Below are 25,233 nucleotides of genomic sequence, written 5' to 3'. Positions count from 1 at the left end.
GGCCGCGAGCGGCCTACTCGATCAGCACGACGGCCCGAGTCCGGCCTGCAGCCGGAGTCCGTCGAGCAGCAGGTCGAGCCCGGAGCGGAAGACGTCGAGGTCGTCGTGCGTGGCCATCTCGTCCGCGACCTGATGCGCGAACGGGAACTCCTCGGGATCGAGCGCACGCCAGCGGTCGGCGAACTGCGCCAGGAACTCCAGTCGGCCCAGTCCGCTCTCGAGGAACTCCTTCGGCGGCGGCTGCGCGAGGTCGATCGCGACACCCACGACGTAGCTCACGATCGACGACGCCGCGTGGAAGCGCTGCCGGGGCGTCAGGTCCAGCCGCATCAGCTGCTGGCCGATCCGCTCATGCATCGCCATCGAATTGGGCTGCAGCCCGTTGTTGCGGAGCATGAACTGGCCGAACCACGGCCTGCGGACGAACTCGTCGAAGAGCGCGAGGGCCAGGGCGCGCAGGTTCGCCACGGGGTCGGGGCCGTGGGTGAGCGGCTCGCCGTCCTCGAGGACCCGGCCCATCACCTCCTCGGTCGCCAGGTCGAGCAGCTCGTCGCGGCTCGCCACGTACCAGTAGATGCTCGCGACTCCTCCGCCGAGCCGCGCCGCCAGCGCCCGGAAGGTCAGCGCCGGCTCCCCCGATTCGTCGAGGATCGCGATCGCCTCGGCGAGCACCGTGTCGAGCGAGTGGGACGCCCGCTGGCGACCCCGCGCACGGGCGGGAGCCGCACCGGTGCGCGCGGTCTTCTCGGATCGATCTGCAGGCATGTGTTGCATGTTATCGAACGTCGTTCTATGTTATCGAACGTCGTCCGATACTCGTACGGCGTTCGATTGGAAGGTCCCCATGAGCACCCTCGCCGTCACGCCCACCAAGCCCCCCGTCTACACCTCGTTGCGCGCCGCAGCGCTCCCCCTGGCCGCGCTCTGCCTGGCCTTCTTCGTCGAGATGGTCGACAACACGCTGCTCTCCATCGCCCTGCCCACGATCGGCCGGTCGCTCGACAGCGGCACGGCCGGGCTGCAATGGGTGACGGGCGCCTACTCCCTCACCTTCGGCGGCCTGCTGCTGATCGCCGGCTCGGCCGCCGACCGGTTCGGCCGCCGCCGGGTGCTGCTGAGCGGCCTCGCGGCCTTCGGCCTGATCAGCCTCGCCGTCGTCCTCGTCGCCGACATCGGCCAGCTCATCGCCCTGCGGGCGCTGCTCGGCGGCGCCGCAGCAGCCATGGCCCCGGTCACGATGTCGCTGATCTTCCGCCTCTTCGAGGACGCGACGCTGCGCATGCGCGCGATCACGATCGTGATGATCGTCGGCATGTCCGGATTCGTGCTGGGCCCGATCCTGGGCGGCTCGGTCCTCAGCCACCTCAGCTGGCAGTGGCTCCTGATCGTCAACGCGCCGATCGCCCTCCTCGCCTGGATCGGCGTCCGCGTCGGCGTGCAGGCCGACCGGCGCGCGGATCTCACCTCCGAGCGGCTCGACCTCCCCGGCGCCGCCCTGACCGTCGCGGCCATCGGGCTCGGCTGCTACACCCTCACCAGTGGCGTCCAGGACGGCTGGCTCTCGCTCGCCACCCTCGCCTGCGCCCTCGGCACAGTCGCCGCGATCGTCGGCTTCATCGTCCGGGAGCGGCGCGCGGCCTCGCCGATGATCGACCTCGCGCTCTTCCGGACCGGACCGGTCCGAGGCGCGGCGCTCACCCAGCTCGCGGCCTCGATCGCCTTCGCGAGCGTTTTGTTCGGCCTGATCCTGCACTTCCAGTACGCGTACGGCTGGAGCCCGATGCAGGCCGGCATCGCGAACCTGCCGATCATCGTCACCATGATCGCCGCGACGCCGATCGCCGAGCGGCTCGCCTCGCACCTCGGCCACCGCCTCGCCTGCCTCGTCGGCACTGTCCTGCTCGTCGGCTCGCTCCTCGGCACGGCCTGGGCGGTGGACCACGGCTACCTCGCGATCGCCGCGATGATGATCCTCCTGACGATCGGCCTGCGGACGATTATGACCATCTGCGCGGTCGCCCTCATCGAGGCGATGGACGAGAACCGCACCTCGATCGGCGCCGCCCTCAACGACACCTCCCAGGAGGTCGGCACCAGCATCGGCACGGCCGTCGTCGGCACCCTCATCGCCGCGCTGGTCACGAAGACGCTCCCGTCGGGCGCCTGGAGCTCCGACCTCGTCCAGACCTTCTTCGCCGGCGAGCGGATCGCCTACGTGGCCGTCGCCGTCCTCGTCGGCCTGATCGCGACGATCGGCTCGCTCTCGCTCACCGACTCGCGAGTCACGGAGGAGCCCGCGCCGTCCGAGACCGACCGCACCGCGGAGTGACCCCGGCGGGCGGCAGCGTGTCCGGATCCGCCGTTGACTCCCGCAGGTCGAGCAGGCGCGCAGCGGCGTATCGGGACCCGCGGACACCGGAAGTACAGCGGACGTCGATCTCGATACGGCCGCTCCGCGGCCTACTCGATCAGCAGGGAGCGAGCGGCCGACTCGATCAGCAGGGAGCGAGCGGACTGCTCGATCAGCAGAGAGCGAGCGGACTGCTCGATCAGCAGAGAGCGAGCGGACTGCTCGATCAGCAGAGAGCGAGCGGACTGCTCGATCAGCAGCTCCTGCTGGTCGAGTAGCCGTGCAACGGCGTATCGAGACCCGCATCCACCAGAAGTACAGCGGACGCGGATCTCGATACGGCCGCTCCGCGGCCTACTCGATCAGCAGAGAGCGAGCGGACTGCTCGATCAGCAGGCAGCGCTCAGCAGCGGCGGGCCGCGTAGGGCGCGTCGAGGACGGTGGAGGAGCCTCCGACGGTCACGGTCGCGCTCAGCGAGCCCGCCGCGACCGACGCCGCACGGGTGGTGAACGCGTGGGTCGCGCTCGCTCCGGGAGCCGCGGTCAGCACCGGCGACGTGCCCCAGGCCGAGCGCAGCACGACGCTCGCGGGCGCGGGTCCCGTGTTCTTCACCACTCCGCTCACCACGACCTTGCCGCCGATGCAGCGCGTCGAGGCGGTGAGCGTCGCCGACACGGCCGGCGCCTGCACGACGACCGTCGCCGTGACGCGCACCGCGGTCGAGCTCGACAGCACCTTGCCGGTCGCGTTCCACGCCGTCGATCCGCCGGCGCCCACCCACTGGTTCTCGTTCGCACCGATCGTGCGGACGACTCCGGTCACGGGGTAGCGACCCGGGGTCGACGTGCGCACCGAGGACGTGTCCCAGGTGATCGGCTGCGACGCCGTGCCGCGGCCGTAGGCGAGGACCACGTCGGTCCGGGCGGGCAGCGCGGCGGCGACCGCGTCGGCGGCAGCCTCGGAGGCGACGCTCACGTCGCCCAGATCGGCGCGCACGGCCGACGCCGCATCCGCTTTCCGCACCTCGTCGTACTGCCCCGCGGTCAGCGACACGATGCCGCCGTGCTTGGTCGACGGGGCCATCGAGAAGCCGGGATCCGTGAGCTGGGTCCAGCCCGCATCGAGGTCCGTGGTGACCATCGGCCGGTAGCCGGTCGAGGGGATCACGTCGACGTAGAGGTACCAGCGGTCCTCGTCGTGGTCCTTGAACACCGCGGGCCCTTCGACTCCGCCCGCGTTGCCGCCGGTCCAGACCGCTCCGATCCGGTCCTGGATCGGGGTCCAGGACGCGCTCGGGAGCCACCACTGGGAGGCGGTCGTCGACTCCATGTAGATGCCGCGGCCCGTGCCGTTGTCCTTCGAGATGCGGTACGTCGTGCCGCCGTCCTGGATCAGCGTGGTGTCGATGACGTCGGCTCCGGTGTCGACGAAGGTGCCGCCGTAGGAGTAGGTCTCCTGGGTGAAGTCGGTCGTCGAGCCCCAGAGGATCCGCGACTTCCCCGTACCCGGAGTGTGCGCGGCCGTCGGGTACACCGTCGAGGACCAGTAGAGGACGAACGAGCCGTTGCCCTGCCCGTCGAAGTCGTCGACCCAGGTCGCCTCGGGCGCCCACATCATGCCGGCCTCGAGGGCCCGCTGCCCAGCGTCGTCGAGCGACACGTCGAACCGGCGCAGGTCGCTCCACGACACGAGGTCCGTGGACTCCCAGACGTTCATCGTCACGCTGCCCTGGGTGGTCCAGTAGCACCAGGAGGTGCAGGAGCCGGTGCCGCTGTCGCCGCCGAAGACCCGGAGGTCAGTGGCGATGATGTAGTACTTCTTCGTCTCGGGGTTGTAGGTGAGGTACGGGTCGCGGACGCCGGTCGTGCCGAGGTCGGAGGCGAGGATCGGCTTGCCGCCGTTCAGCGGGTCCCACTTCTCGGGGTCGTCGCCGCGCGAGACGTCGAGGTAGATCTTCTCGGCGTAGCCCTGCGCGTCCTCGAGGAAGTGGACCATCAGGTAGCCGTAGGGGGTGTCGACGCCGACCTGGGGGGCGACGGTGACGGCGACCTGACGGGTGGCGGCGACTCCGCGGATGCTCGCCGTCGCGGTCAGCGTCGTGGTGCGCGCCTGCTGGCCGGCCGCCGGTCGGTCGGCGCTCAGGGTGCGGCCGTCGGCGGCGATCCGCAGGGCGGGGTCGCTGGAGCTCCAGGTCACCGCTCCCCCGTAGTCGGGCAGGTTCGTGGTCGAGTCGTCGACGGTCAGCGGAGCGACTCCGTCGAGCACCGCGGCGGCGAGCGGTGCGAAGGTGCTCGCGTGCAGCTGCGCGTCGGCGGTCGAGACCGAGGCGACCTCGGCTCCGGTGAGCGCCCGGTCGTAGACGCGGAACGTCGACACCTCGCCCTTGTAGAAGGGGTCGGGGTAAGGCGCGCGGCCGATCGTGTTGAGCGACTGGTCCGTCACCGAGGACGGACGCAGCGCGGTCGGGGCCGAGGCCACCCGCTCGCCGTCGACGAAGAAGGAGATCGTGCCGGCGCCGCCGTCGATCACCGAGGTGAGGCTGTACCAGCGGTCGGCGGCGATGCCCGAGGCGCCGCGCGCGTTGTTCTCGGCCCCGCCTCCGTTCGTCGTGATCGCCGTGCGGACGCGGTCGCGGACCGACGCGAACCAGTACTGGCTCGTGCTGTCGCTGCCGATGTTCCAGAGGAAGTGGAAGGTCGAGAGCATCGACGCGTCGGCGCGGGTCTCGACCGTGACGGTCGCCGAGGAGCGGCCGGTCAGCAGGTCGTCGGGCAGCTCGACCCAGGGCGCGGCGCTCGTCTTGGCGCCGCCGGGCAGACGGAGCGACGTGCCGGTCCACAGGGAGTCGGTCCCGTTCACGACGCGCGCGGGCCCCACGGCCGAGGCCGCCGTGTTGGGCACGCTCGCGCCCGTCGCCTGGGTGAAGCGGTACTCCGCGAGCAGTCCCGACTGCGGGATCTGCGAGGGCTCCGCGGCGGCGGCCGGGGGGACGACGAGGCCCGAGAGCAGCACCGCCCCCAGGCCGAGCGTCGCGAGGGCGGCGCGCAGCGGTGCGCGCCTGGTGGTGGTGGGCATGGTGTGCTCCTTCGCACGAGGGGGATCTCGAGACGGCCGCTGCGCGGCCTGCTCGATCAGCAGGGAGAGCCGCTGGTCGAGTAGCCGCGGAGCGGCGTATCGAGACCCACGTAGTCCAGAGGACGGTGATCTCGATACGGCCGCTGCGCGGCCTACTCGATCAGCAGAGGGAGAGGAGGCGGTTCCCTCCCCCGCTGGTCGAGTAGCCGCCGCAGGCGGCGTATCGAGACCCACGTAGTCCAGAGGACGGGGATCTCGATACGGCCGCTGCGCGGCCTACTCGATCAGCAGAGGGAGAGCGGCGCGGCCTAGCCGCAGGTCAGCGCCGGGTACCCGGACTGCACCGTCGCCGTGCGCCCGGAGTCGTCGATCCCGGCCGCCGTGACCGTGGTCGAGCCGGCCGGCAGAGCCGCCTGGCGCGTCGTGAAGCTCGCCGTCGCGGTCTTCCCGCCGCCCAGCGCCGACAGGGTCTTCGTCCCGGACGCCGAGGCGACAGTGACGTCCGCGGGCAGGTCGTCGGAGTTGCGGACCGTGGTGGTCAGCACCGCCTTGCTCGAGATGCACCGCGCCGTGGTGGTCGCCGTGACCGTGAGCGCCGTCGTCGACTCCGGAGCGCCGACCGAGAGGCGGTAGCGCTGGCAATCGTTGTTCAGCACGTCCCACTGGCCGATCAACGTCCCGTCCTGCGCCGAGCAGTTGAACAGGTCGAGCGCCTTGCCGCTGTGCACGGCGCGCAGCTCGACGGTGCCGTCGTTCGCCGGACGCAGGCGCCAGGCGCTCCCGGTGACGCCGCACGCGCCCTGCGTGACGGTCGCGCCGTTCGCGGTGGAGCCTCCGGTGACCGCGAGGCACTTGCCCGCGGCGGTGACCGGGTGCATCTCGACGTCGCCCGCGCCGGTCGGCGTGAACGTGACGCGCTGGCAGGCGGCGCCGGTCCACTCCCGCTGCTGCAGGGCCGCACCGTCGGCGGTCGAGCAGTTCGGCAGGTCGAACGTCTTGCCGGTGGCGAGCGAGCTCACGGCGACCGCTCCGGAGGGTCGCAGCGACCACTCCTGCGCGGCCGCACCCGACGCGGTCGCCTGCCGCACCGAGGTGCCCGACGCCTCGAGCAGTCGGCCGCTCGTGCGCGAGGTCAGCGTCGAGTACCCGCCAGTCCCCGGGTTCACGCTCCACTGCTGGCAGCCGGTCGCGAGCCACGAGGACTGCTGCATCGCGGCGCCCGAGGTGGTCGAGCAGCCGACCGCCCCGAGGGCCTTGCCGCTGCTGGCGTTCACGATGCGCACGAAGCCGTCGCCCGTGCTGTCGAGCTTCCAGTTCGCCCGCGGGGTCGAGCAGGAGCCCTGCACGACGGCGGCTCCGTCGCCGCTCGCGGTCGGCGAGACGGTCGCGCACTGGCCGGTGCTGCGGCTGACGAGCTGCCACGGGGCACCCTCGACGCGGGCCGTGATCGGCGCGTTCTCGCCGCTCGGGACGGGGATCTGCGCGCTGGTGCCGAGCGGAGTCCCGAAGTCGGGCTCGCCCTCGGCGGTCCAGTCGACGATGTGCGCGCGGGCCGAGCGCTGGCGGCTGCAGCCGTCGTTCGGGCCGGGGTTCGCGTGGTACAGGTTCCAGGTCTCGGTGCCGTCGGGCGAGTCGAAGAAGTCGTTGTGCCCGGTGCCGAACTCGCCGTTGGCCTTCGAGAAGACCGGCCCGTCGCTCTTGGTCCAGGAGGAGGCGAGCACGGGGTCGCCGGTGCCGTCGTACTCGAGGGTGCCGAGCTGGTAGTCCTCGGTGCCGCAGAAGCTGGCCGAGTAGACGATCCAGGTGCGGCCGTCCTTCTGCAGCGGGATCGGACCCTCATTCACGGGGATCCCGATCGTCTCCCACGGCTCGACGGGCTGCGAGAGCACGTTCAGCGGGCCGGTCGCGGTCCACGGGTCGGACATCTTCGCGATGAAGTTGCTCTGCAGCCGGTTCGGCTCGGGCGTGAAGGCCGACCAGGTGATGTAGAGCTCGCCGTTCAGCTCGAGGTACGCACCGTCGATGTTCCAGTCGTCGGTCGGGATCGGGCGGCCCTTGTAGGTGTAGGGGCCCATGGGGTCGTCGCCGGCGCTCTCGATGACCTGCAGGTGCTGGCGATCGAAGTTCCCGGCGGTGCCCATCGTGTACATGAGGTACCAGCGGGGCCCGTTCGGCCCGTTCAGGCGCTGCAGCTCCGGAGCCCACATGTTGGCGTTCCGGCCGGGGTCGGTGTCGGTGTAGACGGTGACCGGAGTGGTCGTGCCCAGGCCCGCGAGCGTGGGCGACTTGCGCATCACGACGCGGTTGTCCCACGTCGTGGCGACCATGTAGTAGTTGCCGTCGTGGAACTCGATCGTCGGGTCGGCGGTGTCCGGCTCGATCGGATTGGTGAAGGTCGGCTCGCCGATCGCGGCGGCCGGCGAGGCGGCGAGCAGCGGCAGTGCCACGACGCTCGCGAGCAGGATCAGGAGCCCGGCGGTCAGACGCCGGCGGACGGACGTCAGCACGCGGCCACCTCCCGCGGACAGGTGCTCGGGCGGAACGGGGCAGCGCTCATGGGTGACTCCATCGTCGAGAAGGCGCGATCACGACGGCCCGATCGGAGGGCCGCGGCTCGCTGAGGCGGATCGTCAGGGGCCTCCGGCTGGCGGGATCGACGTCGTCGTCGACGCGTCTCCCGGTGCGGAGTCCCGGCGTTGTTCACGGTAACAGCGGTGCGCGCGGCGGGTCAATGGGGGTGGGGAGAGCACGCGAACGGCCCGCGACACCTGGAGGAGGTGGTCGCGGGCCGATCGATGGTGGAGAGCCGGTCAGCGCGTCGCGCGGGAGCGGCTCACGTGCGTCAGAGGGTCTGCGCGAACGGGTCGAAGTCGACCGGTACCGCGGGCACCGGCGCCGACAGCGTGCTGCCGACCGCGACGAATTCACCGCTCTCGGCCGACTCCTGCGCCGAGAGCATGACGTCCAGCACGTGGAAGCCGAGCTCGCCCGTGGCCACGTGCGGACGGTCCTCGGCGATGGCGCGGACCATGTCGAGCAGCCCGAGACCGCGGCCGACGACCGTGCCCTCCTGCTCGACCTCGGTCCACTCCTGCTCGCCCCAGGCGCCGTCGGCGATCGAGGTCGGGGCCTTCACGAACGCCGTCCGGCCCTCGAACTGGTTCGGGTCGGGGATCACGAGGGACCCCTCCGTGCCGTGGATCTCGAAGACGCCGTGGCGCTCGAGCGCCGAGTCGAAGCTCAGCAGGCTCGACGCCTGCTGGCCCGCGGCGAACGAAGTCAGCACCTGCAGCGACGTGGGCACCTCGACGGGGAACGTCGTGCCGGCGTCGGGACCGGAGCGGATGATGCGCTCCTCGAGCTTCTTGCGCCCGAGGGCCGCCACCCGCTCGACCGGTCCGAAGAGGCTGACGAGGCCGGTGAAGTAGTACGGACCCATGTCGAGCAGCGGGCCGGCGCCCTGGGCGAAGAGGAACGCCGGGCTCGGGTGCCAGAGGTCCGGTCCGACGGTCTGGAACGTGGTGGAGGCGAACATCGGCTCGCCGATGACGCCCTGGGCGATCGCGCGCTTCGCGGTCTGGAAGCCCGGGCCCAGGACGGTGTCCGGCGCGGAGCCGATCCGGAGGCCCTTCTCCGCGGCGTCCTGCAGCAGCTGCGCGGCGGCGGCCCGGTCGAGGCCGAGCGGCTTCTCGCTCCAGACGTGCTTGCCGGCGGCGATCGCGGCGGCCGAGACCTCGATGTGGGCGGCGGGGATCGTCAGATTGACGACGACCTGCACATCGGGGTGCGCGAGGACGTCCTCGGCCGAGCCCCACGCGGGGATGCCGTGCTTCTCGGCCTGGCTCTTCGCCCGGTCGAGGATCAGGTCGCCGACGACGAGCACCTCGACGTCCGGGAACGAGGCCAGGTTCTCGAGGTACGTGTCGCTGATGACTCCGACGCCGATGACGCCGATGCCGATGGGGCCGCTCATGCCGCGTACCCGCCCTTCACGAGGAAGTCGTAGCTCGCCTGGATGTCCGCGAACACGTCGCCGGGGGCGTTGTCGTACTCGATGACGGCGTACTCGATCGACCCTTCGCCCGCCTTCAGCGCCTCGACGAGCGGCACGTCGCCCTCGCCGGGGCGGCGCTGGTCGAGGGTGTCCGAGCCGAACGCGGCGGCGCCCGGAGCGAACGGGTTCTCGGCCGGAGCGACGCCGTCCTTGACGTGCACGGCGACCAGGCGCGAGCCCAGCGTCGAGACCAGCGCGGCGACGTCCTGGCCGCCGGTCAGCGCCCAGAACAGGTCGAGCTCGATCTCGACGCGCTCGTCGGTGATGGAGATGAAGCGCTCGTACGCGGTCTGCCCGTCGAAGGAGGCGATGAACTCCTGCGCGTGGTTGTGGTAGCCGACCTTCAGGCCGAAGGTGGCGGCGATCTCGGCGGCCGTGTTCAGGCGGTCGGCGATGTCGGCGACGCCGTCCTCGGTCAGCCAGCGCTCGACCGGGACGAAGGGATCGATGACGGTCCGGATGCCGATCTGCGCGGCCGCCTCGAAGACGACCTCGGGCGCGGGCGTCGGGATCGATCCGTCCGGGGTCCACAGCTCGTCCGAGAGCAGCGGGGCGTGCCCGGTCGGAGAGGCGAGACCGCTCGCGTCGAGGGCGGCGCGGATCTCGGCGGGGCGGCCCACGAAGTCGAACGCCTCGACGTTCCGGAGGCCGATGGCCGCGAGCTTGTCGAGCGACCCGTGCGGGTCCTCGGAGAACTGCTCGGCCAGCGTGTACAGCTGGACGGAAGCCAGGGGAAGGGTCATGGTCTCTATCGCTTTCGTTCGGAGGGTGGAGCAGCTGGAGAGGGAGGGCCGGTCGTCGCGTGCGTCCCGGGTGCGGCGGTCGTCGCGCACCGGGTGCGGATCGATGTCGTCCTTCCCGGTCTACCGCACTTTCTTGATCGGGAAGATGACGATCGCTCCGATGACCGCCGCGATCGCGCAGACGGAGAACCAGAGGGCGTAGTTGTTGCCGGTCGGATCGCTCACGTAGACCAGGATCCCGCCGACCAGCGGAGCGAGCGTCTGCGGCAGGGCGTTGGCGATGTTGAACACGCCGAGGTCCTTCCCGGAGTCGTCCGGGTTGGGCAGCACGTCGACGACGAGCGCCAGGTCGACGCCCACGTAGATGCCGTAGGCGAGGCCCAGCATCGCCTCGAGGACGTAGAAGGCGCCGACGTCCTGCACGAAGATCAGGGCGAACGTGCCGATCGCGAACAGGGCCGTCGAGCTCCAGACGAACACCTTGCGGCGCCCGATCCGGTCGGACAGCCAGCCGGCGAAGTAGCTGGCCGCGATGAGCGCCACGGTGTAGATGAGCACGCTGGTGGTGATGACCGCGGGGATGTCCCTCTCCTCGACTCCGATGTGGTTGAGGAGGTAGAAGAAGCGGAAGGTCGTGAAGCCGAAGCTCGCGAAGGTGATCAGGAAGCGCGACCACCAGGCCAGCGCGTAGTCGGGGTTCTTCACCGGGCTGACCCAGAAGGTCTCGGCCCAGTCGCGCAGGGTCGCCCTCGGCGGGGCGACGGGCAGCCGCTTGTCGGGCAGCACGACGGCGAAGACGACCATCACGACGATTGCCAGGATCGACGGCGCCACGAACATGACGAGCAGCTGGTCGACGAAGGCCTGCGCCACGTAGGTGCCGCCGAGGATGCCGACGTTCTGCGCGATGCCGAGCGCGGCGGTGACCTTGCCGCGCTGGAACCGGGGCACCTGGTCGGCGATCGTGGCGATGAAGGGCGCGAGCGTCATGTTCGCGCCGAGCTGCGCGAGCGACCAGCCGATCGTCGCGACGAGCAGCGTCGGAGCGAGCGCCATGATGGCGAACGCGGCGGTCATGATGACCGTGCCGGTCACGATCCAGACGCGGCGCCGCCCGAGGCGGCTGGTCGTGCGGTCCGAGAGCCGGCCGAAGACGACGTTGGCGATGGTCGCGAACAGGGCGCCGAACCCGCCGAGCACCGCGGCCGCTCCGGTGGCGCCGTCCTGCGCGATCTCGCCCGCGTCGACGAGCGACTGGATCTTCAGGCCGATGCCGACGATCGCCGGCCCGAGCAGGGCGATGAAGAAGACGAGCTGCGCGGCGAGCAGCCAGAAGACGTAGCCCTTCTTCGCAGGCTCCGTCGGTTCGGGGAACCAGGCGTGGTTCCGCACTGTCGCCGTGGACGTCGTCATGCCCGAGGGCATTCCCGCCGCGGATCCGCTGGAAGTGGTCATGTCCGGTTCCTCTCACCGTCGAGTGCCGACGCCGCGGAGGATCAGGATGCAAAACCTAGCAGCGTGCGGTTTTGAGTATCCCGGGCCGAGGGCTCGTTCGCAAGAGGACGCCGAGAGAGGAACGCGGCCTTCCCCGGGCCGATGGGGGTGCGGATGCGACGACGGCGATCGTGAGGACCGTCGGCTCAGGCCTCCGTGCTGCGCGGAAGGCTCCCCGACCGAGCGGTCACGCCGGGATCCTCCCGCAGCGGGGCTCGCGCCGACGACGGTCGGAGCCGACCCGGCTCCGACTCGACCGCCGGACCCGGATCCGCTGCTCCCGCCGCGATCAGCGGCCCGCGAGCGACCCTCCGATCCCGCCGACGGAGAAGTACCGGTTGAGGAAGGCGAACATGATCACCGGCGGCAGCATCATCACGACGGCGACGGCCATGACGGATCCCCAGTCGGTCGCGTTCTGCTGGAAGAAGGACTGCACGCCCATCGGCAGAGTGAAGGTGTCCGTCGAGCGCAGGAAGACGATCGCCACGAGGTAGTCGTTCCAGGCGAGCAAGAACGTGAAGATCGCGGTCGAGAGAATCCCGGGGAGGGAGTTGCGCAGGACGACGCGGATGAAGCCGCCGAAGACCGAGGCGCCGTCGATCCAGGCCGCTTCCTCGAGCGACATAGGGATGGTGTCGAAGTAGGCCGCCATCATCCACGTGGCGACCGACATCGCGGATCCGACGTAGATGATCGTGATGCCGACGAGGTTGTCGACCAGGCCGAAGTTCGCGAACAGGATGAACAGCGGCACCACCGAGGTGATGACCGGCAGCGACTGCACGACGAACAGCAGCAGCGAGTAGCCGGAGACGAGCTTGCTGCGCCCGCGCGAGAGCACGTAGCCGGCGGGAGCCGCGACTGCGACCGAGATCAGCACCGAGGCCAGCGTCACGGCGACCGAGTTCCCCAGCCAGGTGAGGGTGGCGGTCGTGGTGAAGACGTAGGTGAAGTTCTCGAGGGTGAAGCCGGTTCCGCTCGAGTAGGTTCCCGGTCGGACGGAGAGGATGAGCGTCACGATGATCGGGATGAGGATGATCGCGGTGACGACGAGCAGCAGCGCGAAGCGCCCCCACTTGCCGCGGTCACCTTGCGCAACGGCGGCCTTCTGCCGGCGTGCGGGCGACGGCGCTGCGCGCACGTTCTCGTGCAGGATCGACGTGCTCATTCGATGGCCGACTTTCTGATCTGGCGGTAGAGGACGACGGAGACGATGACGAGGGTGATCGTCATGAGGAAGGCGATCGCGACCCCGGGTCCTGTCTGGAAGTCCTGGAAGACCCTCCGGTACGCGAGGACGACGAGCGAGGTCGTCGCGTCGACCGGGCCACCGCCGGTGAGCAGGTAGATGGTCGGGAAGTCGTTGACGCAGAAGATCGTCATGAGGATCCAGGAGATGTACGTCGACCGGGCGATCAGCGGAAGCGTCATCAGCCGGAACTGCTGCCACTTCGAGGCACCGTCCATCCCCGATGCCTCGTAGACGTTCCCGTCCACAGCCGCCAGCGACGCGGACGTCATCAGCATCATGAACGGGAACGACACCCACACCTTGAAGACGCACACCATCACCGCCGCGAGTGCGGGATCGGCGAGGAAGAGGGGCGTCCCCCAGCCGAGTGCCCGGAAGATCGCGGGGACCGGGGAGTCCGGCGTCGCGACCAGGTAGTTCCAGGCGGTCGCCGAGACGACCACCGGGATGATCCAGGGGAGCAGGAGCAGGACCTTGAAAGTGCCGGCGCCTGGGACCCGCGTCCGCAGCAGGAGCGCGAGGGCCAGCCCGATGACCCACGACCCGAAGACGCCGACCACGGTGAAGACCAGCGTGAAGCCGGCCGCCTTCCAGAACGAGGGCGCCTGGAGCACGTCGGTGAAGTTCGCGAGGCCGACGAAGTCCCCCGTGGCGATCAGGGAGCCGTTGTGCACGGACTGGATCCCGGCGTAGACCACGGGGTAGGCGTTGATCAGCAGGAGCAGGAACACCGACGGTGCGACCAGGAGTACCAGGGTCAGCGCTCCGCGGGAGCGGCGGCGCCGCGGGCGGAGGGGCTGGGAGGCCCCCGCCCGCTCGCGCCGACGCCGGTCGCCGCTCGTTTGAGCGATGACGTGATGCTGGTGGAGGTCATCGTGCTCGCCTACAGCTCGCCGAGCGAGGCACCCAGTGCTTCGAGGGCGACCTGCGGGTCGGTCTGTCCGGCGAGCATGGTCTGCGCGAAGGCGCGCAGACCCTGGCCGCCGTCGATGGACGCGAGTCGCGCGTCGACGAACGAGGACCGGGCGGCGTAGGTCTTGGCGACCGGCTGCCAGTCGTTGATGATCTTCGTCTTCTCGGTGTCCGCCTGGAACTCCGGGAGAGCGGTGAGCGACTTGAGGATGGGCAGGTTCGACTGGAGGTTCTGCTGGAACAGCGGCGTCATGTTCTTGATCCAGTAGGTGAGGAACTCCTCCGATCCCTCCTGGGAGGGGGTGTTCGCGTACATCATCAGGTTGTTCACGAACTGGAGCGTGCCCTGCTCGCCGCTGGGCGAGGCCATCGGCTCGGCGACGACCACGTCGGCGTTCGTGTCGCCGAGGGTCGCGTTCAGCCCCGGGGTGTTGATGCCCATCGCGATCGTGCCGTTCGCCCACTGCGCGGTCAGGTTGTCGGTCGAGTAGCTCGGCGAAGCGGGGTCGATGATGCCCTCCAGCGAGAGCTGGCGGACGAACTCCATCGCCTGGATGTTGCGCTCGTTCACGACGTCGAGCTCGCCGTCGGGGTTGTAGAGACCACCGCCGTTGTTGATCATCATCACGAGCATGCTGTGCAGGCCGATGTTGTTGTTCGCGCCCGCTCCGCTGCCGAAGGCGTAGTGGCCCTGCGCCTTGAGCGCCTGGGCGACGGTGAAGTACTCGTCCCACGTCGTCGGGACGGTGAGGCCGTTCTCGTCGAAGATGCGCTTGTTGTACCACCAGACGCGCATGTCGAGAGCGGAGGGGATCGCCGCGTAGCCGTCGGGGGTGTTGAGACTCTCGACGGTCCCGGGGAGGAAGTCGTCGTAGGTGCCGTCGGCCTTGAACTTCTCGAGCAGATCGTCGGCGTAGGCGATCGCACCCTGCTCGGCGAACTGGAACGCCTGGAAGCCGCCGCCCGTGGACACTGCCGGGCCGGTCCTGGACGCGATGGCCGACGAGAACGTCTGCGAGAAGTTCGACCACTGGATCACCTGGTACTCGGCGGCGGGGAGAGAACCGCTCGGAGCGTAGGACTCGGTGAGTCGCTGAGCGGCCGTGCTGTACTCCGCCGGCCCCCAGGGCATGTCCCAGAACTTCAGGGCATCGGAGGACGAGCTCCCGCCGCCGGACGAGCACGCAGCGAGGGTCGCGAGGGCCGCAGCGCCTCCGGCGACCCCGAGGAAGCCGCGGCGCGAGAAGGCCGAGCTCTGGAAGATGTGTGTTTGCGTCATTGCAATGTCTCCTTGAGTGAGGGGTCGGTGGAAGGCGCGGGGGGCGCGGGTCGGAGCTGGAGCGAGGCGACGACGCGCAGATCCGCCGCGAAGTCCTCGAGGTCACTGGAGGACCCCGCCGTCCGCACGAGATCGACCAGACGGCGCCAGCTAGACCGGTGGGAGGTCTCGTAGCGAGTCGGGAGCACGGTCTGGCCGGTCGGAGTCGTGATCGTCGCCCGGAGCGGCCGAGCCGCCTCGGGCGAGGGGATGCGGGCGTCGACGATCGCGTCGGCACCGACGGCTCGGAGGGAGGCGGATCCTGGGACGGCGTCGGTCACGGTGCAGGTGAGGAGGACGGCGCGACCTGTGCGCAGGCGGCCCCGGACGGTGTATCCGTGCGAGGTGCTGAGCAGGACGACGGCGGACTCGAGCGGCGCGTGCGCGGTGCGGACGAGGGCGAGCTGCTCGAGCAGGGCGTGTCGGAGAGCCGTAGCGGGGGGCACGACGACGCGGGCCTCGAGGAGGGCGCGTGCGTCGAAGCCGATCAGAGCGGACCTGACCTGATGGACACCGGGGTTCCCGGCGAGAGGACGGTCGAGCACGACCGGGAGATCGAGAGCGAGCAGCGGACGGACGTCCTCCGCGACGGGATCGACGACCAGCACGCCTCGAGCGCCGACGTCGCGAGCTCGGAGGACCTCGGCGGTCCATCCCGATGAGCCGTCCACCGCGATCAGGTCCACAGCTCCGCGGCCGAAGGCCAGCGAGACCGGGAGGGACGCGACGACGGCCTCGACCGCTCCCGTCTGGCGCGCAGCACCAGCGGCGGTGAGAGACAGGGCGGTCATACGAGGATCCCCTCCCCCGCCCGGACGCGATCGCCGGCACGGCGAGCGATCTCCAGAGCGAAGCGGAGGTCGTCGATCAACGCGTCCAGCGCGATCCGAGGCGGGGCGCCGTCCACCGCGAGCGCGATCTCGCGCCACTCGCCTTCATAGCCGTTGTGATCAGCGGGAAGGAAGGTCTGCACGACGCCGCCCCGCACGACGGAGGCGGTCCCCGAGCCTGCCTGGACATAGGAGGGAGTGAACTCGATCTCAGCGATCGTGTCGTCGCCGATCGCGGTCAGACGCCAGTCGGGGGCCCAGTTGTCGCTCATCAGCGCATGCAGCTCGATCTGCACCTCGCCTGCCGTCAGCACGATGAGGTAGCCGAACGGCTCCAGCAGCTCGGCCGAGTGCACCGCGATGTCGTCCCAGCCGGGGCCGACCAGTGCGCGGATCAGCGGGAGATCGTGGATCGCGAGACCCATCACCCCGCCCACGAGGTCCTCAGCCGCCTCCTCGGGAGTCCGGATCGAGCCGCCTCCCCCCGTTTCGGGTCGGCCTTCCACCTCGGTGGCGACGTCCTCGAAGCGCGGGTTCGGCGGCAGGACGATCGACGATCGGAGGGTGTGCACGTCACCTACGGCGAGGCGGTCCGACACCGCGAGCCACGCGGGATCGTAGGCGTGCATCGCGCCGACCAGGATCGGCACGCCCGTCTCCGCGCTCACGGCGGCGATCCGCTCCGCCTCCTCGCTCGTCATTGCGAACGGCTTCTCGCAGAGGACCGCCTTCTTCCCGGCGCGGCACGCGGCGATCACCTGCTGGGCGTGGAACCGATGCGGGGAGCAGATGGCCACGACCTCGACCGCGGGGTCGGACAGGAGCTGCTCCACGTCGGTCGTCCAGGCCGCGCCCACTCGAGACGCCACGGCGCGGGCGACCTCGGCGCTCACGTCCATGACGCGCACCACCCGGAAGGTCTCGGTGAGGCGCGCGAGCGCCGGGAGGTGGATCGCCTGCGTGACGGGGCCGGCGCCGAGGATCCCGACGCCGATCACGTGCGGACTCCGTCGACGCGTTCGAGCCCGACGCACGGGCTCGGCGACGGCGCGAGGTCGCTCCTGGGTCTCGGCATCGGTTCTCCTCGTCGTCGAGCGCGCCGGTCGAAAGTTGATCGACCGGTCACGTTTCATGAAACATACATCTGCGTTCAGGTTTAAGCAACGACCGAATACACTGACTGCGGAGGCAGCCGATGACATCGCGTGAGGACCGGGGAACGAAGCCGAGAGGGCCCTACAAGAACGGGCTCAGACGCCGCCGCGAGATCGTCGAAGCGGCGACGGTGGTCTTCGGGCAGTACGGCTACCACGGCGGATCCCTGCGCACCATCGCCGAGATGGTGGGGACGACCCCGGCGACCCTGGTGAGCTACTTCACGAGCAAGGAGCTGCTCCTGGTCGCGGTGCTCGAGAACTGGAACGTCGTCAGCTCGCAGTCCGAGGGCGAGCGAGGGCTCGACTACTTCCGGGCGAACATCCCGCTCATGCGGTACCACGTGGCGCATCCCGGCCTGATCCAGCTGTTCCTCACGATGTCCACCGAGGCGACGCAGGAGGACCACCCGGCACGGCCCTTCATGCGCGCACGCCAGCAGCGCACCCACCGCGTCATGACCGGCGAGCTCCAGCGCCTCGTGGACGACGGGACGGTGGGTCCGCTCTCCCCCGGTCTCATCGAACGCGAGGTCAGGCTGATGATCGGCGTGCTCGACGGCGTCGAGCTCGGCTGGCTCGTCGATCCGGGGATCGACCTCGAAGGCGTCGTCCGCCACCACATCGACGGGGCCATCGCACGGTGGAGCGGTCGCTCCCTGGACGACGTGCGCGACGAGACCGACGCCTACCTGGCAGCGAGAGCTGCGCGGAGCCGGTCCGAGACGGCCGAGGTCCAGGTCGGCTGAGCCCCTCCCGACAGCGGGCCACGGCCTCCTCGGCGCCCCGTCCGCTGCGCTCGGCGCCGCGACCGGGCCGGCGGACGGCGGGCACCGCGCAGTCCTACTCCGCGACCTCGACCGTGAACACCACGTCGTCGGGCAGACTCCGGTGCACCGACAGGTCGGACGTCACCTCGCCCATGAGCGTCAGCGTCGGCACCGAGCTCGTCTCCTCGTAGATGATCGTGAGGCTGTCGGCCGGGTTGTAGTAGACGATGTCGCCCGGCTGGACGTCGGTGAAGAACGGGCCGGTCTCGGTGAGGGGCGCGTCGAGCTCGGTGATGTACTCGATGCCGAGGTTGCGGAACCAGGGCAGCTGCGCGGGGAGCATCGCGAGGAGGTCCTGTGAGACCCGGCTGTCGTTCAGCACAGCCGTGACGACCTCGTCCCCCGCGGTCAGGGTGATCGCGGTCGACCCCGCAGGAGCGTCGGCAGCGGGAGTCGTCGCAGCGGAAGCGGGCTCGGTGGGCGTCGTCGCGTCGGGAGTCGTCGCGCCCGGGCTGGTCGCGGTGGTCGGAGTGGACAGGATGCCGGCCCCCTCGTCCGTCGATCCGGTCGAGCAGGCGGAGAGCAGGGCGACGACTGCGGTCGCGGCGAGGACGGCGGTGATTCTTCTCATGCCACCAGTCGATCCGCACCGCCGGATCCCAGCCAGTCCCGCCCGTGAGGTGCCCCGGCGGGACCCTGCTGCGGGGGGTTAACGGGAGGGACCCCCTCCCGGCCGCCCTGGCGCGTAGCGTCGCTGCCATGGACAGCCACGCCGAGATCAGCGAGTTCCTCACGTCCAGACGCGCCAGGCTCACGCCCGAGGCGGCGGGGCTCCCCGACTTCGGCGGGCGCCGGCGCGTGCCCGGCCTGCGCCGCGAGGAGGTGGCGCTGCTCGCCGGGATGAGCTCGGAGTACTACAAACGCCTCGAACGCGGCAATGCCGCAGGGGTCTCCGAGTCGGTCCTCCAGGGCATCAGCCGGGCCCTGCAGCTGACCGAGGCCGAGCACGAGCACCTCCTCGATCTGGTGCGCGCGGCGAACTCGATCGCGCACCCGATGCAGCGCCGGGCGGCACCGCGGACCACCCGCGTCCGCTCCTCCGTCCAGCAGATGGTCGACGCGATGTCGACCGTGCCGGTCTACGTGCAGAACGGACGGCTGGACTGCGTCCTGACGAACCGGCTCGGCCGCGCGGTGTTCTCGGAGATGTTCGCCGACCAGCAGGCGCCGATGAACGCGGCGCGCTTCGGCTTCCTCGACCCGCGTGCCGAGACGTTCTACCGCGACCTCGCCGACTCGCGACGGCAGTCCGTCGCACTCCTGCGCCGCGAAGCCGGGCGGGACCCCTCCGACCGGCGGCTCACCGCGCTGATCGGCGAGCTCTCGACCCGCAGCGAGACCTTCCGCGGCATCTGGTCCGCACACGACGTCAAGGAGCACCGGACGGGCGTGAAGCGCCTACACCACCCGCTGGTCGGCGACCTGGACCTCGCGTTCGAGTCGATGGACCTCGCCTCGGAGCGCGGCCTGCAGATGATCGTGTTCTCGGCGGCGCCCGGGAGCGCGTCGCACGACGCGCTCACCCTGCTCGGCAGCTGGGCCGGAGAGAGCGATCCCGTCGGCCTCGCCGACACCGCCGCCGGATCGAGCAGAGCGGCGCTCTGATCCGACGGCGGGCGTCTCACGCCGTCTCGGGGAAGTACCCGCCCGCCGGGCCGCGGACGGCGCTCGCGATCAGCTCGGCCGCGCGCTCCCTCGACACCGGGACGACCGGCGCCGCGAGGAGCCAGGCGAGCAGCTCGTCGAACGGCAGCGTCTCCGCCGGCCAGGCCGGCATGTACGGGTCGCAGTAGATCGGGGTCCCGGGCTCGCTGCGCCAGCTCTCCGCGAGACCGCCGGTGTCGAGCGCGTCGTAGCCGAGGGCATCGAGGATCTCCGTGGCCCGCGCCTTCGCTGCGGCGTCCTCCCCCGCGATCGGCAGGGTGCTGCGCTCGGGATCTCCCGCTGCGCGAGCTCCGTTGCCGAGGCTCGCGAAGGTGATGCTGTTGAACGCCTTCACGACGGAGGAGTCGGCCAGGTGCGCCTGGACGAGCTCGCTGGCCGTCGACTCCCGGCCGTCCAGCGCGGCGATCCGGCCGTCGCGCTGCGGGTAGTAGTTCGTGGTGTCCAGCACGATCCTGCCGGCGAGGGCGTCGGCGGGCAGGTCGGTGTGCGCGATGAGCGGGATCGCCGCGATCACCACGTCGGCCTGCTCCGCCGTCTCCCGCACGGTGGCCGCGCGAGCGCGGGGCCCGAGCTGCTCGACGAGTGCGGCGAGGCTCTCGGGCCCGCGGGAGTTGCTGAGGACGACGTCCAGGCCGGCGGAGATCGCGAGACGCGCGAGCGTGCCGCCGATCGCTCCGGAGCCGATGATGCCGAGGGGTGTGCTCATGGTGGTGTCCTTCGTGATGCGGGTCGTCGTGCGGAGTCGCCGGATCAGGCGTCGTGCGAGAGCGACTCGGAGAGCTCCCGGTGCGCGTCGATCTGCTGCTGGACCAGGGCCTGCTTCTGCTCGATCGACGCCGCCGCGTCCGCTCCCGCGACGAAGCGCAGGGGGAGGTCGCCGGAGTCGGAGAGGGTCACGATCGCGCGCGCCAGCTTCGCGGGGTCGCCGGGCTGCTGCCCGTTCATGCCGGAGAAGGCGGCGAGGGTCTGCTCGGTCGCCTCCGCGTAGTCGTCGATCGCGATCTCGGGGTGGATCGTCGAGGACCCCTCCACGAGCAGGTCGGTCCGGAAGAAGCCGGGCACGACGGACATCGTCGAGACGCCGAACTGCGCGACCTCGGGCTGGAGGGACTCCATCCAGCCCTCGAGCGCGAACTTGGAGGCGGCGTACGCCGAGGTGAACCCGCCCCCGACCAGGCCGGCGGTCGAGGTGACCGTGATGATCCGCCCCGACCGCTGTGCGCGGAGGAGGGGCAGGACGGCGCGGGTGACCGAGAGGGCTCCGAAGAAGTTCGTCTCGAACTGCGCGCGCATCTGGGTGTCGCTGAGGGTCTCGAAGAAGCCGGCGTAGAAGTTGCCCGCGTTGTTGACGAGCACGTCCACGCGGCCGAAGCGCTCGACGGCCGCCGCGACGGCCTTCTCGGCGGCGGCGGGATCGGTGATGTCGAGGGCGACTGCGAGGAGGTTCTCGTGCTCGCCGATCGCGGTGCGCACGCGGTCGGCGTCGCGACCGGTCGCGACCACCTCGTGCCCTGCGGCGAGGGCGGCGCGGGCGAGATCGACGCCCAGTCCTCGTCCTGCTCCGGTGATGAACCAGACGTTCGTGTCAGCCATGCTCGTGTGTCCTTCCGTGCGGGCCCGACCGGGGGTCGGCCGGGCGCTGAGGCCAGTCAACGAGGGGCGCGACGGGTCGAGACAGACCCGCTCGTGAGGGTCACCAGCAGGGTCCCCCTGGAACCGACGCCCTGCCGTAGCGTCAGGGCATGGACGCCGCCGCCGAGATCCGCGAGTTCCTCACCACGAGGCGCGCCCGACTGACGCCGGCGCAGGCCGGCCTCCCCGATTACGGCGGTCGGCGGCGCGTTCCCGGGCTGCGCCGCGAGGAGGTCGCCCTCCTCGCGGGGATGAGCGTCGAGTACTACGTCCGCTTCGAGCGCGGGAACGCGCTCGGCGTCTCCGTCGAGATCCTCGACGGGATCGCCCGGGCGCTGCAGCTCGACGCCGCCGAGCGACGGCACCTCGACGACCTCGTGCGGGCCGCGACGGAGGGGGCCCGATCGTCCCGGCGCCGCGCACCGGCGCACGAGCAGCGGGTCGGACCCGGTGTGCAGCGGCTCCTCGACGCGATGACGGGGGTTCCGGCACTGGTGCAGAACGGGCGGATGGACGTCGTCGCGATCAACGCGCTGGGGCGCGCGCTGTTCACGGGGCTGGACGCCCGACCGGGCCGGCCGGCGAACTTCGCGCGATTCCTGTTCCTGGACCTCCGGGCGCGCGACTTCTACCGCGACTGGGACGACTCCGCCAGGCAGATCGTCTCGCTGCTGCGCGCCGAGAGCGGCCGCTCCCCGCGGGACGGCGTCCTGGTCGCGCTGATCGAGGAGCTCCGGGCCGAGAGCGTCGAATTCGGCGGCCTCTGGGCACAGCACGACGTCGACGAGCACGGCACAGGGGCGAAGCGCCTGCGCCACCCGGATGTCGGCGACCTCGACCTCGGCTACGAGGCGCTGCAGCTCACCGGGGATCCGGGCCTGCTGCTCCTGGGCTGGACCGCCGAGCCCGGCAGCGCCTCGGACGACGCTCTGCGGCTCCTCGGCAGCCTGACGGCGACCAGCGCCTCCGCCAGCCGCTGACCCCTCACACGCTCGCTCCCCTCCCTCCGCGTGCGGGCGACCGCGTCCCGCCGAGTCAGAGCGGCTCGCCCGGCGCCGGGGCCGCGGCCCAGCTCGCCAGCAGCCGCAGGCTCTCGGCCGACCGCGAGCCCGGGGCGGCGGAGTAGGCGGCGAGGAGCAGCCCGCGAGCGCTCGTGAGCTCCAGCACCTCACGGTCGAGGTCGAGGTCGCCCACCACCGCGTGGCGCAGCAGCGTCGGCCCTGCGGCGTGCTCGCCGACCTCGCGGGAGGCCCAGAGCCGGCGGAAGCACTCGCTGCGCGTCGAGAGCTCGCCGACCAGGTCGGTCAGCGAGCGGTCGAACGGACGCCGGTCGGCCTCCGCCCGCAGCAGAGCGGCGCACTGCCGCGCGATCCGGTCCCGGTCGCGGAAGAAGACCGGGGCGCGCTCGTCGAGGAAGACGAAGCGTCCGAGATTCGGCCCGGGGCGCTCGAGGGCGGCCGAGAACAGGGCGGCCCCCAGGGCGTTGGTGCCGACCACGTCCAGGCGTCCGTTCTGCACGAGCGCGGGCACGTCGCCCATCGCGTCGAGCAGCTGCTGCACCAGCGGCCGCAGACCGACGGGTCGGGGTGCCGCTCGACGACGCCGGGGCGGCTCGCCCCCGTTGGCGGTGCGGACCAGCTCGAAGAGCCGGTCCCGATCCGGGTCGTCCAGCTGCAGCGCCCGGCAGAGTCCGTCCAGGACGTCCTCCGAGACCCGCCCGACGCGGCCCCGTTCGAGGCGGAGGTAGTACTCGACGCTCAGGCCGGCGAGGAGGGCGACCTCCTCGCGGCGCAGACCGGGGACCCGCCGTCGACCGCCGAAGTCCGGCAGTCCCGCCTGCTCCGGCGAGAGCCGGGTGCGGCGCGAGACCAGGAAGTCCCTGATCTGGATCGGAGTGTCCATGCCGTCGACCGTACGGGCGCCCCGGACGGTCAGAGGGGCCCCGCTGGTGACCCTTCCGGCAGGGACTCCCACCTTCTCGAGCGCCCGGCGGAGAGTGGAGGCGGTCGGCAGGAGCCGGCCCCGTCCCGGCCCGCTCCCCGCACGCCGGCACCGACAGGAAGGACTCACCCATGACCTCCACCCTCACCGGAACCGTCGCCGTCGTCACCGGCGCCTCCAGCGGAATCGGCCGCGCCACCGCCCGCGCACTCGCCGCGGAGGGCGCCTCGGTCGCCGTCCTGGCCCGGAGGAAGGACCGCCTCGACGAGCTCGTCGCCGAGATCGAGGGCCTGGGCGGCACCGCGCTCGCCCTCCCGGCAGACATCGCCGACCGCGCGCAGGTCGACGCCGCGATCGCGACCGTCGTCGAGCGCTTCGGCCGCCTCGACGTGCTCGTCAACAACGCCGGCCTCATGCTGCTGGGCCCCGTCGCCGGCACCGACGTCGAGGAGTGGGAGCGGATGATCGCGATCAACCAGCTCGGCCTGCTCTACACGACGAAGGCGGCCCTCCCCCACCTCCTGGCGGCTGCCGAGGACGACCTGCGCGGTGTCGCGGACATCGTCAACATCTCCTCCATCGCCGGGCGACAGGCCTGGGCCGACTTCGCCGCGTACTCCATGACGAAGTTCGGCGTGTCCGGCTTCAGCGAGGCGCTGCGCCAGGAGGTCACGAAGAAGAACGTGCGCGTCGGACTGCTGCAGCCCGGTGCCGTGGCGACCGAGCTGGTCGCGCAGAACAGCGATCAGATCCAGGAGCAGCTCGCCGCCTCCGACGCGGAGGCGATCCCGGAGCGGCTCCAGCCCGAGGACATCGCCGAGAGCATCCTCTACATGGTCACCCGGAACCGCCGCTCCTCCATCGCCGAGCTGTGGGCCATGCCCACCTCGCAGGCCTGACCTCGAACGGACCCGACAGCATGAAGAACGCACACCTCGGAGGCCTCCGCGTCTCCCGCATCGGCCTCGGCGCCATGACCATGGCCGGCACCTACACGACCGGCGGCGGCCTCGACGACGGCGAGTCGATCCGGACGATCCACCGCGCCCTCGACCTCGGCGTCACCCACATCGACACCGCCGAGATCTACGGACCGTTCCACAGCGAGGAGCTGGTGGGCCGCGCCCTCCGCGGCCGCCGCGACAACGTCGTCGTCGCCACCAAGTTCGGACTCGTCTCGCACTCCGGCGGCGGCCCCGGCACCATCGACAGCAGCGCCGCCAACGTCCGCGCAGCCGTCGAGGGATCCCTCCGGCGCCTGGGCACGGACCACATCGACCTCTACTACCAGCACCGGGTCGACCGCAGCACGCCGATCGAGGAGACCGCGGGAGCCGTCGCCGCGCTGATCGCCGAGGGCAAGGTGCTGCACTTCGGCCTCTCGGAGGCCTCGCCCGAGACGATCCGCCGCGCGCACGCCGTGCAGCCCGTCTCGGCGCTGCAGACCGAGTACTCGCTGTGGACCCGGGACGTGGAGGACGAGATCCTGCCGCTGCTGCGCGAGCTGGGCATCGGCTTCGTCCCCTACTCGCCGCTGGGCCACGGGCTGCTCACCGGGCAGCTGCGCTCGGCCGCCGACCTCCCCGACGGCGACTGGAGGAAGTCCAACCCGCGCTTCACCGGCGAGAACTTCGAGCGCAACCTCGCGCTGGCCGACGAGGTCAGGGCCATCGGAGCCGAGATCGGCGCGACTCCCGCTCAGACGGCGCTCGCCTGGATCCTCACCCGCGGCGACGACATCGCACCGATCCCGGGCACCCGTCGGGTCGCTCGCGTCGAGGAGAACACCGCGGCCGACGCGGTCGAGCTCACTCCGGAGCAGATCACCCGCCTCGAGGAGCTCGAGCCCGCCGCGGGCGCCCGTCACGACGATGCCAACATGGCCTCGATCGACGGCTGAGCGCACGGCCTCCCGCAGACGACGAAGGACGGCCGCCGGGAACCCGACGGCCGTCCTTCCGCGCCCGACCCGAACGGGC

At 71.0% G+C, this 25,233-nt stretch carries 21 protein-coding genes; 6 read left to right on the top strand and 15 right to left on the bottom strand.

Annotation, left to right across the window (positions count from 1 at the left end; genetic code table 11):
- Window positions 1–21: 21 nt before the first annotated feature.
- Window positions 22–765 (bottom strand): TetR/AcrR family transcriptional regulator, encoded by a 744-nt coding sequence (locus AC0CID_RS15675; protein ID WP_465227538.1) that lies wholly within the window; start codon window positions 763–765, stop codon window positions 22–24.
- Between the two features lie 79 nt (window positions 766–844).
- Between AC0CID_RS15675 and AC0CID_RS15670 the strand changes: the two genes are divergently transcribed.
- Window positions 845–2,329, top strand: coding sequence for an MFS transporter (locus tag AC0CID_RS15670; protein WP_465227537.1), 1,485 nt, complete (start codon window positions 845–847; stop codon window positions 2,327–2,329).
- A gap of 424 nt (window positions 2,330–2,753) precedes the next feature.
- On the opposite strand, the gene AC0CID_RS15665 is transcribed toward AC0CID_RS15670, so the two are convergent.
- From AC0CID_RS15665 to AC0CID_RS15620, 10 genes are all read right to left on the bottom strand, one after another.
- Complete coding sequence (locus tag AC0CID_RS15665) at window positions 2,754–5,426, bottom strand: LamG-like jellyroll fold domain-containing protein (protein WP_465227536.1); 2,673 nt, start codon at window positions 5,424–5,426, stop codon at window positions 2,754–2,756.
- A 308-nt stretch (window positions 5,427–5,734) separates the two neighbouring features.
- Entirely contained in the window at window positions 5,735–7,933 is a 2,199-nt protein-coding gene (locus AC0CID_RS15660; protein ID WP_465227535.1) for a family 43 glycosylhydrolase, read from the bottom strand.
- 335 nt (window positions 7,934–8,268) lie between these two features.
- A complete protein-coding gene (locus AC0CID_RS15655; RefSeq protein WP_465227534.1) occupies window positions 8,269–9,399 on the bottom strand; it encodes a Gfo/Idh/MocA family protein in 1,131 nt (376 codons plus the stop codon).
- Window positions 9,396–10,223, bottom strand: coding sequence for a sugar phosphate isomerase/epimerase family protein (locus tag AC0CID_RS15650; RefSeq protein ID WP_465227533.1), 828 nt, complete (start codon window positions 10,221–10,223; stop codon window positions 9,396–9,398). The genes AC0CID_RS15655 and AC0CID_RS15650 overlap by 4 nt, the downstream gene beginning before the upstream one ends.
- A 120-nt stretch (window positions 10,224–10,343) precedes the next feature.
- Complete coding sequence (locus AC0CID_RS15645) at window positions 10,344–11,678, bottom strand: MFS transporter (RefSeq protein WP_465227532.1); 1,335 nt, start codon at window positions 11,676–11,678, stop codon at window positions 10,344–10,346.
- A 328-nt stretch (window positions 11,679–12,006) separates the two neighbouring features.
- Entirely contained in the window at window positions 12,007–12,888 is an 882-nt protein-coding gene (locus AC0CID_RS15640) for a carbohydrate ABC transporter permease (protein ID WP_465227531.1), read from the bottom strand.
- Window positions 12,885–13,703, bottom strand: a complete 819-nt coding sequence (locus AC0CID_RS15635) for a carbohydrate ABC transporter permease (protein WP_465227530.1) — start codon at window positions 13,701–13,703, stop codon at window positions 12,885–12,887. Before AC0CID_RS15635 ends, AC0CID_RS15640 begins: the two co-directional genes overlap by 4 nt.
- 152 nt (window positions 13,704–13,855) lie before the next feature.
- A complete protein-coding gene (locus AC0CID_RS15630; RefSeq protein ID WP_465227529.1) occupies window positions 13,856–15,163 on the bottom strand; it encodes an ABC transporter substrate-binding protein in 1,308 nt (435 codons plus the stop codon).
- Window positions 15,160–15,993 (bottom strand): hypothetical protein, encoded by an 834-nt coding sequence (locus AC0CID_RS15625; protein ID WP_465227528.1) that lies wholly within the window; start codon window positions 15,991–15,993, stop codon window positions 15,160–15,162. The genes AC0CID_RS15630 and AC0CID_RS15625 overlap by 4 nt, the downstream gene beginning before the upstream one ends.
- Window positions 15,990–17,030 carry a Gfo/Idh/MocA family protein gene (locus tag AC0CID_RS15620; RefSeq protein WP_465227527.1) on the bottom strand — a complete coding sequence of 347 codons (1,041 nt, stop codon included), beginning with the start codon at window positions 17,028–17,030 and terminating at the stop codon, window positions 15,990–15,992. Before AC0CID_RS15620 ends, AC0CID_RS15625 begins: the two co-directional genes overlap by 4 nt.
- 197 nt (window positions 17,031–17,227) lie before the next feature.
- Here AC0CID_RS15620 and AC0CID_RS15615 point away from each other — a divergent pair, with 197 nt between their 5' ends.
- On the top strand, window positions 17,228–17,935 hold the full coding sequence (locus AC0CID_RS15615) for a TetR/AcrR family transcriptional regulator (protein ID WP_465227526.1): 708 nt from the start codon (window positions 17,228–17,230) through the stop codon (window positions 17,933–17,935).
- Window positions 17,936–18,029: 94 nt separating this feature from the next.
- On the opposite strand, the gene AC0CID_RS15610 is transcribed toward AC0CID_RS15615, so the two are convergent.
- Window positions 18,030–18,587, bottom strand: coding sequence for a cyclophilin-like fold protein (locus tag AC0CID_RS15610; RefSeq protein ID WP_465227525.1), 558 nt, complete (start codon window positions 18,585–18,587; stop codon window positions 18,030–18,032).
- Window positions 18,588–18,715: 128 nt separating this feature from the next.
- On the opposite strand from AC0CID_RS15610, the gene AC0CID_RS15605 reads away from it, so the two are divergent.
- Window positions 18,716–19,621 carry a helix-turn-helix domain-containing protein gene (locus AC0CID_RS15605; RefSeq protein WP_465227524.1) on the top strand — a complete coding sequence of 302 codons (906 nt, stop codon included), beginning with the start codon at window positions 18,716–18,718 and terminating at the stop codon, window positions 19,619–19,621.
- A 16-nt stretch (window positions 19,622–19,637) separates the two neighbouring features.
- Here AC0CID_RS15605 and AC0CID_RS15600 read toward each other — a convergent pair whose 3' ends face one another.
- Window positions 19,638–20,405: an NADPH-dependent F420 reductase gene (locus AC0CID_RS15600; RefSeq protein WP_465228117.1), complete on the bottom strand. Its 768-nt coding sequence runs from the start codon at window positions 20,403–20,405 to the stop codon at window positions 19,638–19,640.
- Window positions 20,406–20,431: 26 nt separating this feature from the next.
- Window positions 20,432–21,274 carry an SDR family NAD(P)-dependent oxidoreductase gene (locus tag AC0CID_RS15595; protein WP_465227523.1) on the bottom strand — a complete coding sequence of 281 codons (843 nt, stop codon included), beginning with the start codon at window positions 21,272–21,274 and terminating at the stop codon, window positions 20,432–20,434.
- A 149-nt stretch (window positions 21,275–21,423) separates the two neighbouring features.
- Between AC0CID_RS15595 and AC0CID_RS15590 the strand changes: the two genes are divergently transcribed.
- The gene (locus AC0CID_RS15590; RefSeq protein WP_465227522.1) at window positions 21,424–22,293 is read left to right on the top strand and encodes a helix-turn-helix domain-containing protein; all 870 of its coding nucleotides are present in this window, start codon (window positions 21,424–21,426) and stop codon (window positions 22,291–22,293) included.
- Between the two features lie 55 nt (window positions 22,294–22,348).
- On the opposite strand, the gene AC0CID_RS15585 is transcribed toward AC0CID_RS15590, so the two are convergent.
- Window positions 22,349–23,215, bottom strand: a complete 867-nt coding sequence (locus AC0CID_RS15585) for a helix-turn-helix transcriptional regulator (protein WP_465227521.1) — start codon at window positions 23,213–23,215, stop codon at window positions 22,349–22,351.
- Between the two features lie 170 nt (window positions 23,216–23,385).
- Here AC0CID_RS15585 and AC0CID_RS15580 point away from each other — a divergent pair, with 170 nt between their 5' ends.
- Together AC0CID_RS15580 and AC0CID_RS15575 are read left to right on the top strand one after the other, a co-directional pair.
- Entirely contained in the window at window positions 23,386–24,153 is a 768-nt protein-coding gene (locus AC0CID_RS15580; protein WP_207407200.1) for an SDR family oxidoreductase, read from the top strand.
- Between the two features lie 20 nt (window positions 24,154–24,173).
- Window positions 24,174–25,154 carry an aldo/keto reductase gene (locus AC0CID_RS15575; RefSeq protein WP_465227520.1) on the top strand — a complete coding sequence of 327 codons (981 nt, stop codon included), beginning with the start codon at window positions 24,174–24,176 and terminating at the stop codon, window positions 25,152–25,154.
- The last annotated feature ends 79 nt before the right edge of the window (window positions 25,155–25,233 follow it).

The sequence above is a fragment of the Rathayibacter sp. AC451 genome (genome assembly GCF_979253095.1).
The sequence above is the reverse complement of the archived record's forward strand: the minus strand, read 5'-3'. Positions and strand labels throughout refer to the sequence as shown.

What these genes read in the sequence shown, in the direction of transcription:
- AC0CID_RS15675 (WP_465227538.1), bottom strand. Translation starts at nt 765, where the DNA reads ATGCCTGCAGATCGATCCGAGAAGACCGCGCGCACCGGTGCGGCTCCC.
- AC0CID_RS15670 (WP_465227537.1), top strand. Translation starts at nt 845, where the DNA reads ATGAGCACCCTCGCCGTCACGCCCACCAAGCCCCCCGTCTACACCTCG.
- AC0CID_RS15665 (WP_465227536.1), bottom strand. Translation starts at nt 5,426, where the DNA reads ATGCCCACCACCACCAGGCGCGCACCGCTGCGCGCCGCCCTCGCGACG.
- AC0CID_RS15655 (WP_465227534.1), bottom strand. Translation starts at nt 9,399, where the DNA reads ATGAGCGGCCCCATCGGCATCGGCGTCATCGGCGTCGGAGTCATCAGC.
- AC0CID_RS15650 (WP_465227533.1), bottom strand. Translation starts at nt 10,223, where the DNA reads ATGACCCTTCCCCTGGCTTCCGTCCAGCTGTACACGCTGGCCGAGCAG.
- AC0CID_RS15645 (WP_465227532.1), bottom strand. Translation starts at nt 11,678, where the DNA reads ATGACCACTTCCAGCGGATCCGCGGCGGGAATGCCCTCGGGCATGACG.
- AC0CID_RS15640 (WP_465227531.1), bottom strand. Translation starts at nt 12,888, where the DNA reads ATGAGCACGTCGATCCTGCACGAGAACGTGCGCGCAGCGCCGTCGCCC.
- AC0CID_RS15630 (WP_465227529.1), bottom strand. Translation starts at nt 15,163, where the DNA reads ATGACGCAAACACACATCTTCCAGAGCTCGGCCTTCTCGCGCCGCGGC.
- AC0CID_RS15625 (WP_465227528.1), bottom strand. Translation starts at nt 15,993, where the DNA reads ATGACCGCCCTGTCTCTCACCGCCGCTGGTGCTGCGCGCCAGACGGGA.
- AC0CID_RS15615 (WP_465227526.1), top strand. Translation starts at nt 17,228, where the DNA reads ATGACATCGCGTGAGGACCGGGGAACGAAGCCGAGAGGGCCCTACAAG.
- AC0CID_RS15610 (WP_465227525.1), bottom strand. Translation starts at nt 18,587, where the DNA reads ATGAGAAGAATCACCGCCGTCCTCGCCGCGACCGCAGTCGTCGCCCTG.
- AC0CID_RS15605 (WP_465227524.1), top strand. Translation starts at nt 18,716, where the DNA reads ATGGACAGCCACGCCGAGATCAGCGAGTTCCTCACGTCCAGACGCGCC.
- AC0CID_RS15595 (WP_465227523.1), bottom strand. Translation starts at nt 21,274, where the DNA reads ATGGCTGACACGAACGTCTGGTTCATCACCGGAGCAGGACGAGGACTG.
- AC0CID_RS15590 (WP_465227522.1), top strand. Translation starts at nt 21,424, where the DNA reads ATGGACGCCGCCGCCGAGATCCGCGAGTTCCTCACCACGAGGCGCGCC.
- AC0CID_RS15585 (WP_465227521.1), bottom strand. Translation starts at nt 23,215, where the DNA reads ATGGACACTCCGATCCAGATCAGGGACTTCCTGGTCTCGCGCCGCACC.
- AC0CID_RS15580 (WP_207407200.1), top strand. Translation starts at nt 23,386, where the DNA reads ATGACCTCCACCCTCACCGGAACCGTCGCCGTCGTCACCGGCGCCTCC.
- AC0CID_RS15575 (WP_465227520.1), top strand. Translation starts at nt 24,174, where the DNA reads ATGAAGAACGCACACCTCGGAGGCCTCCGCGTCTCCCGCATCGGCCTC.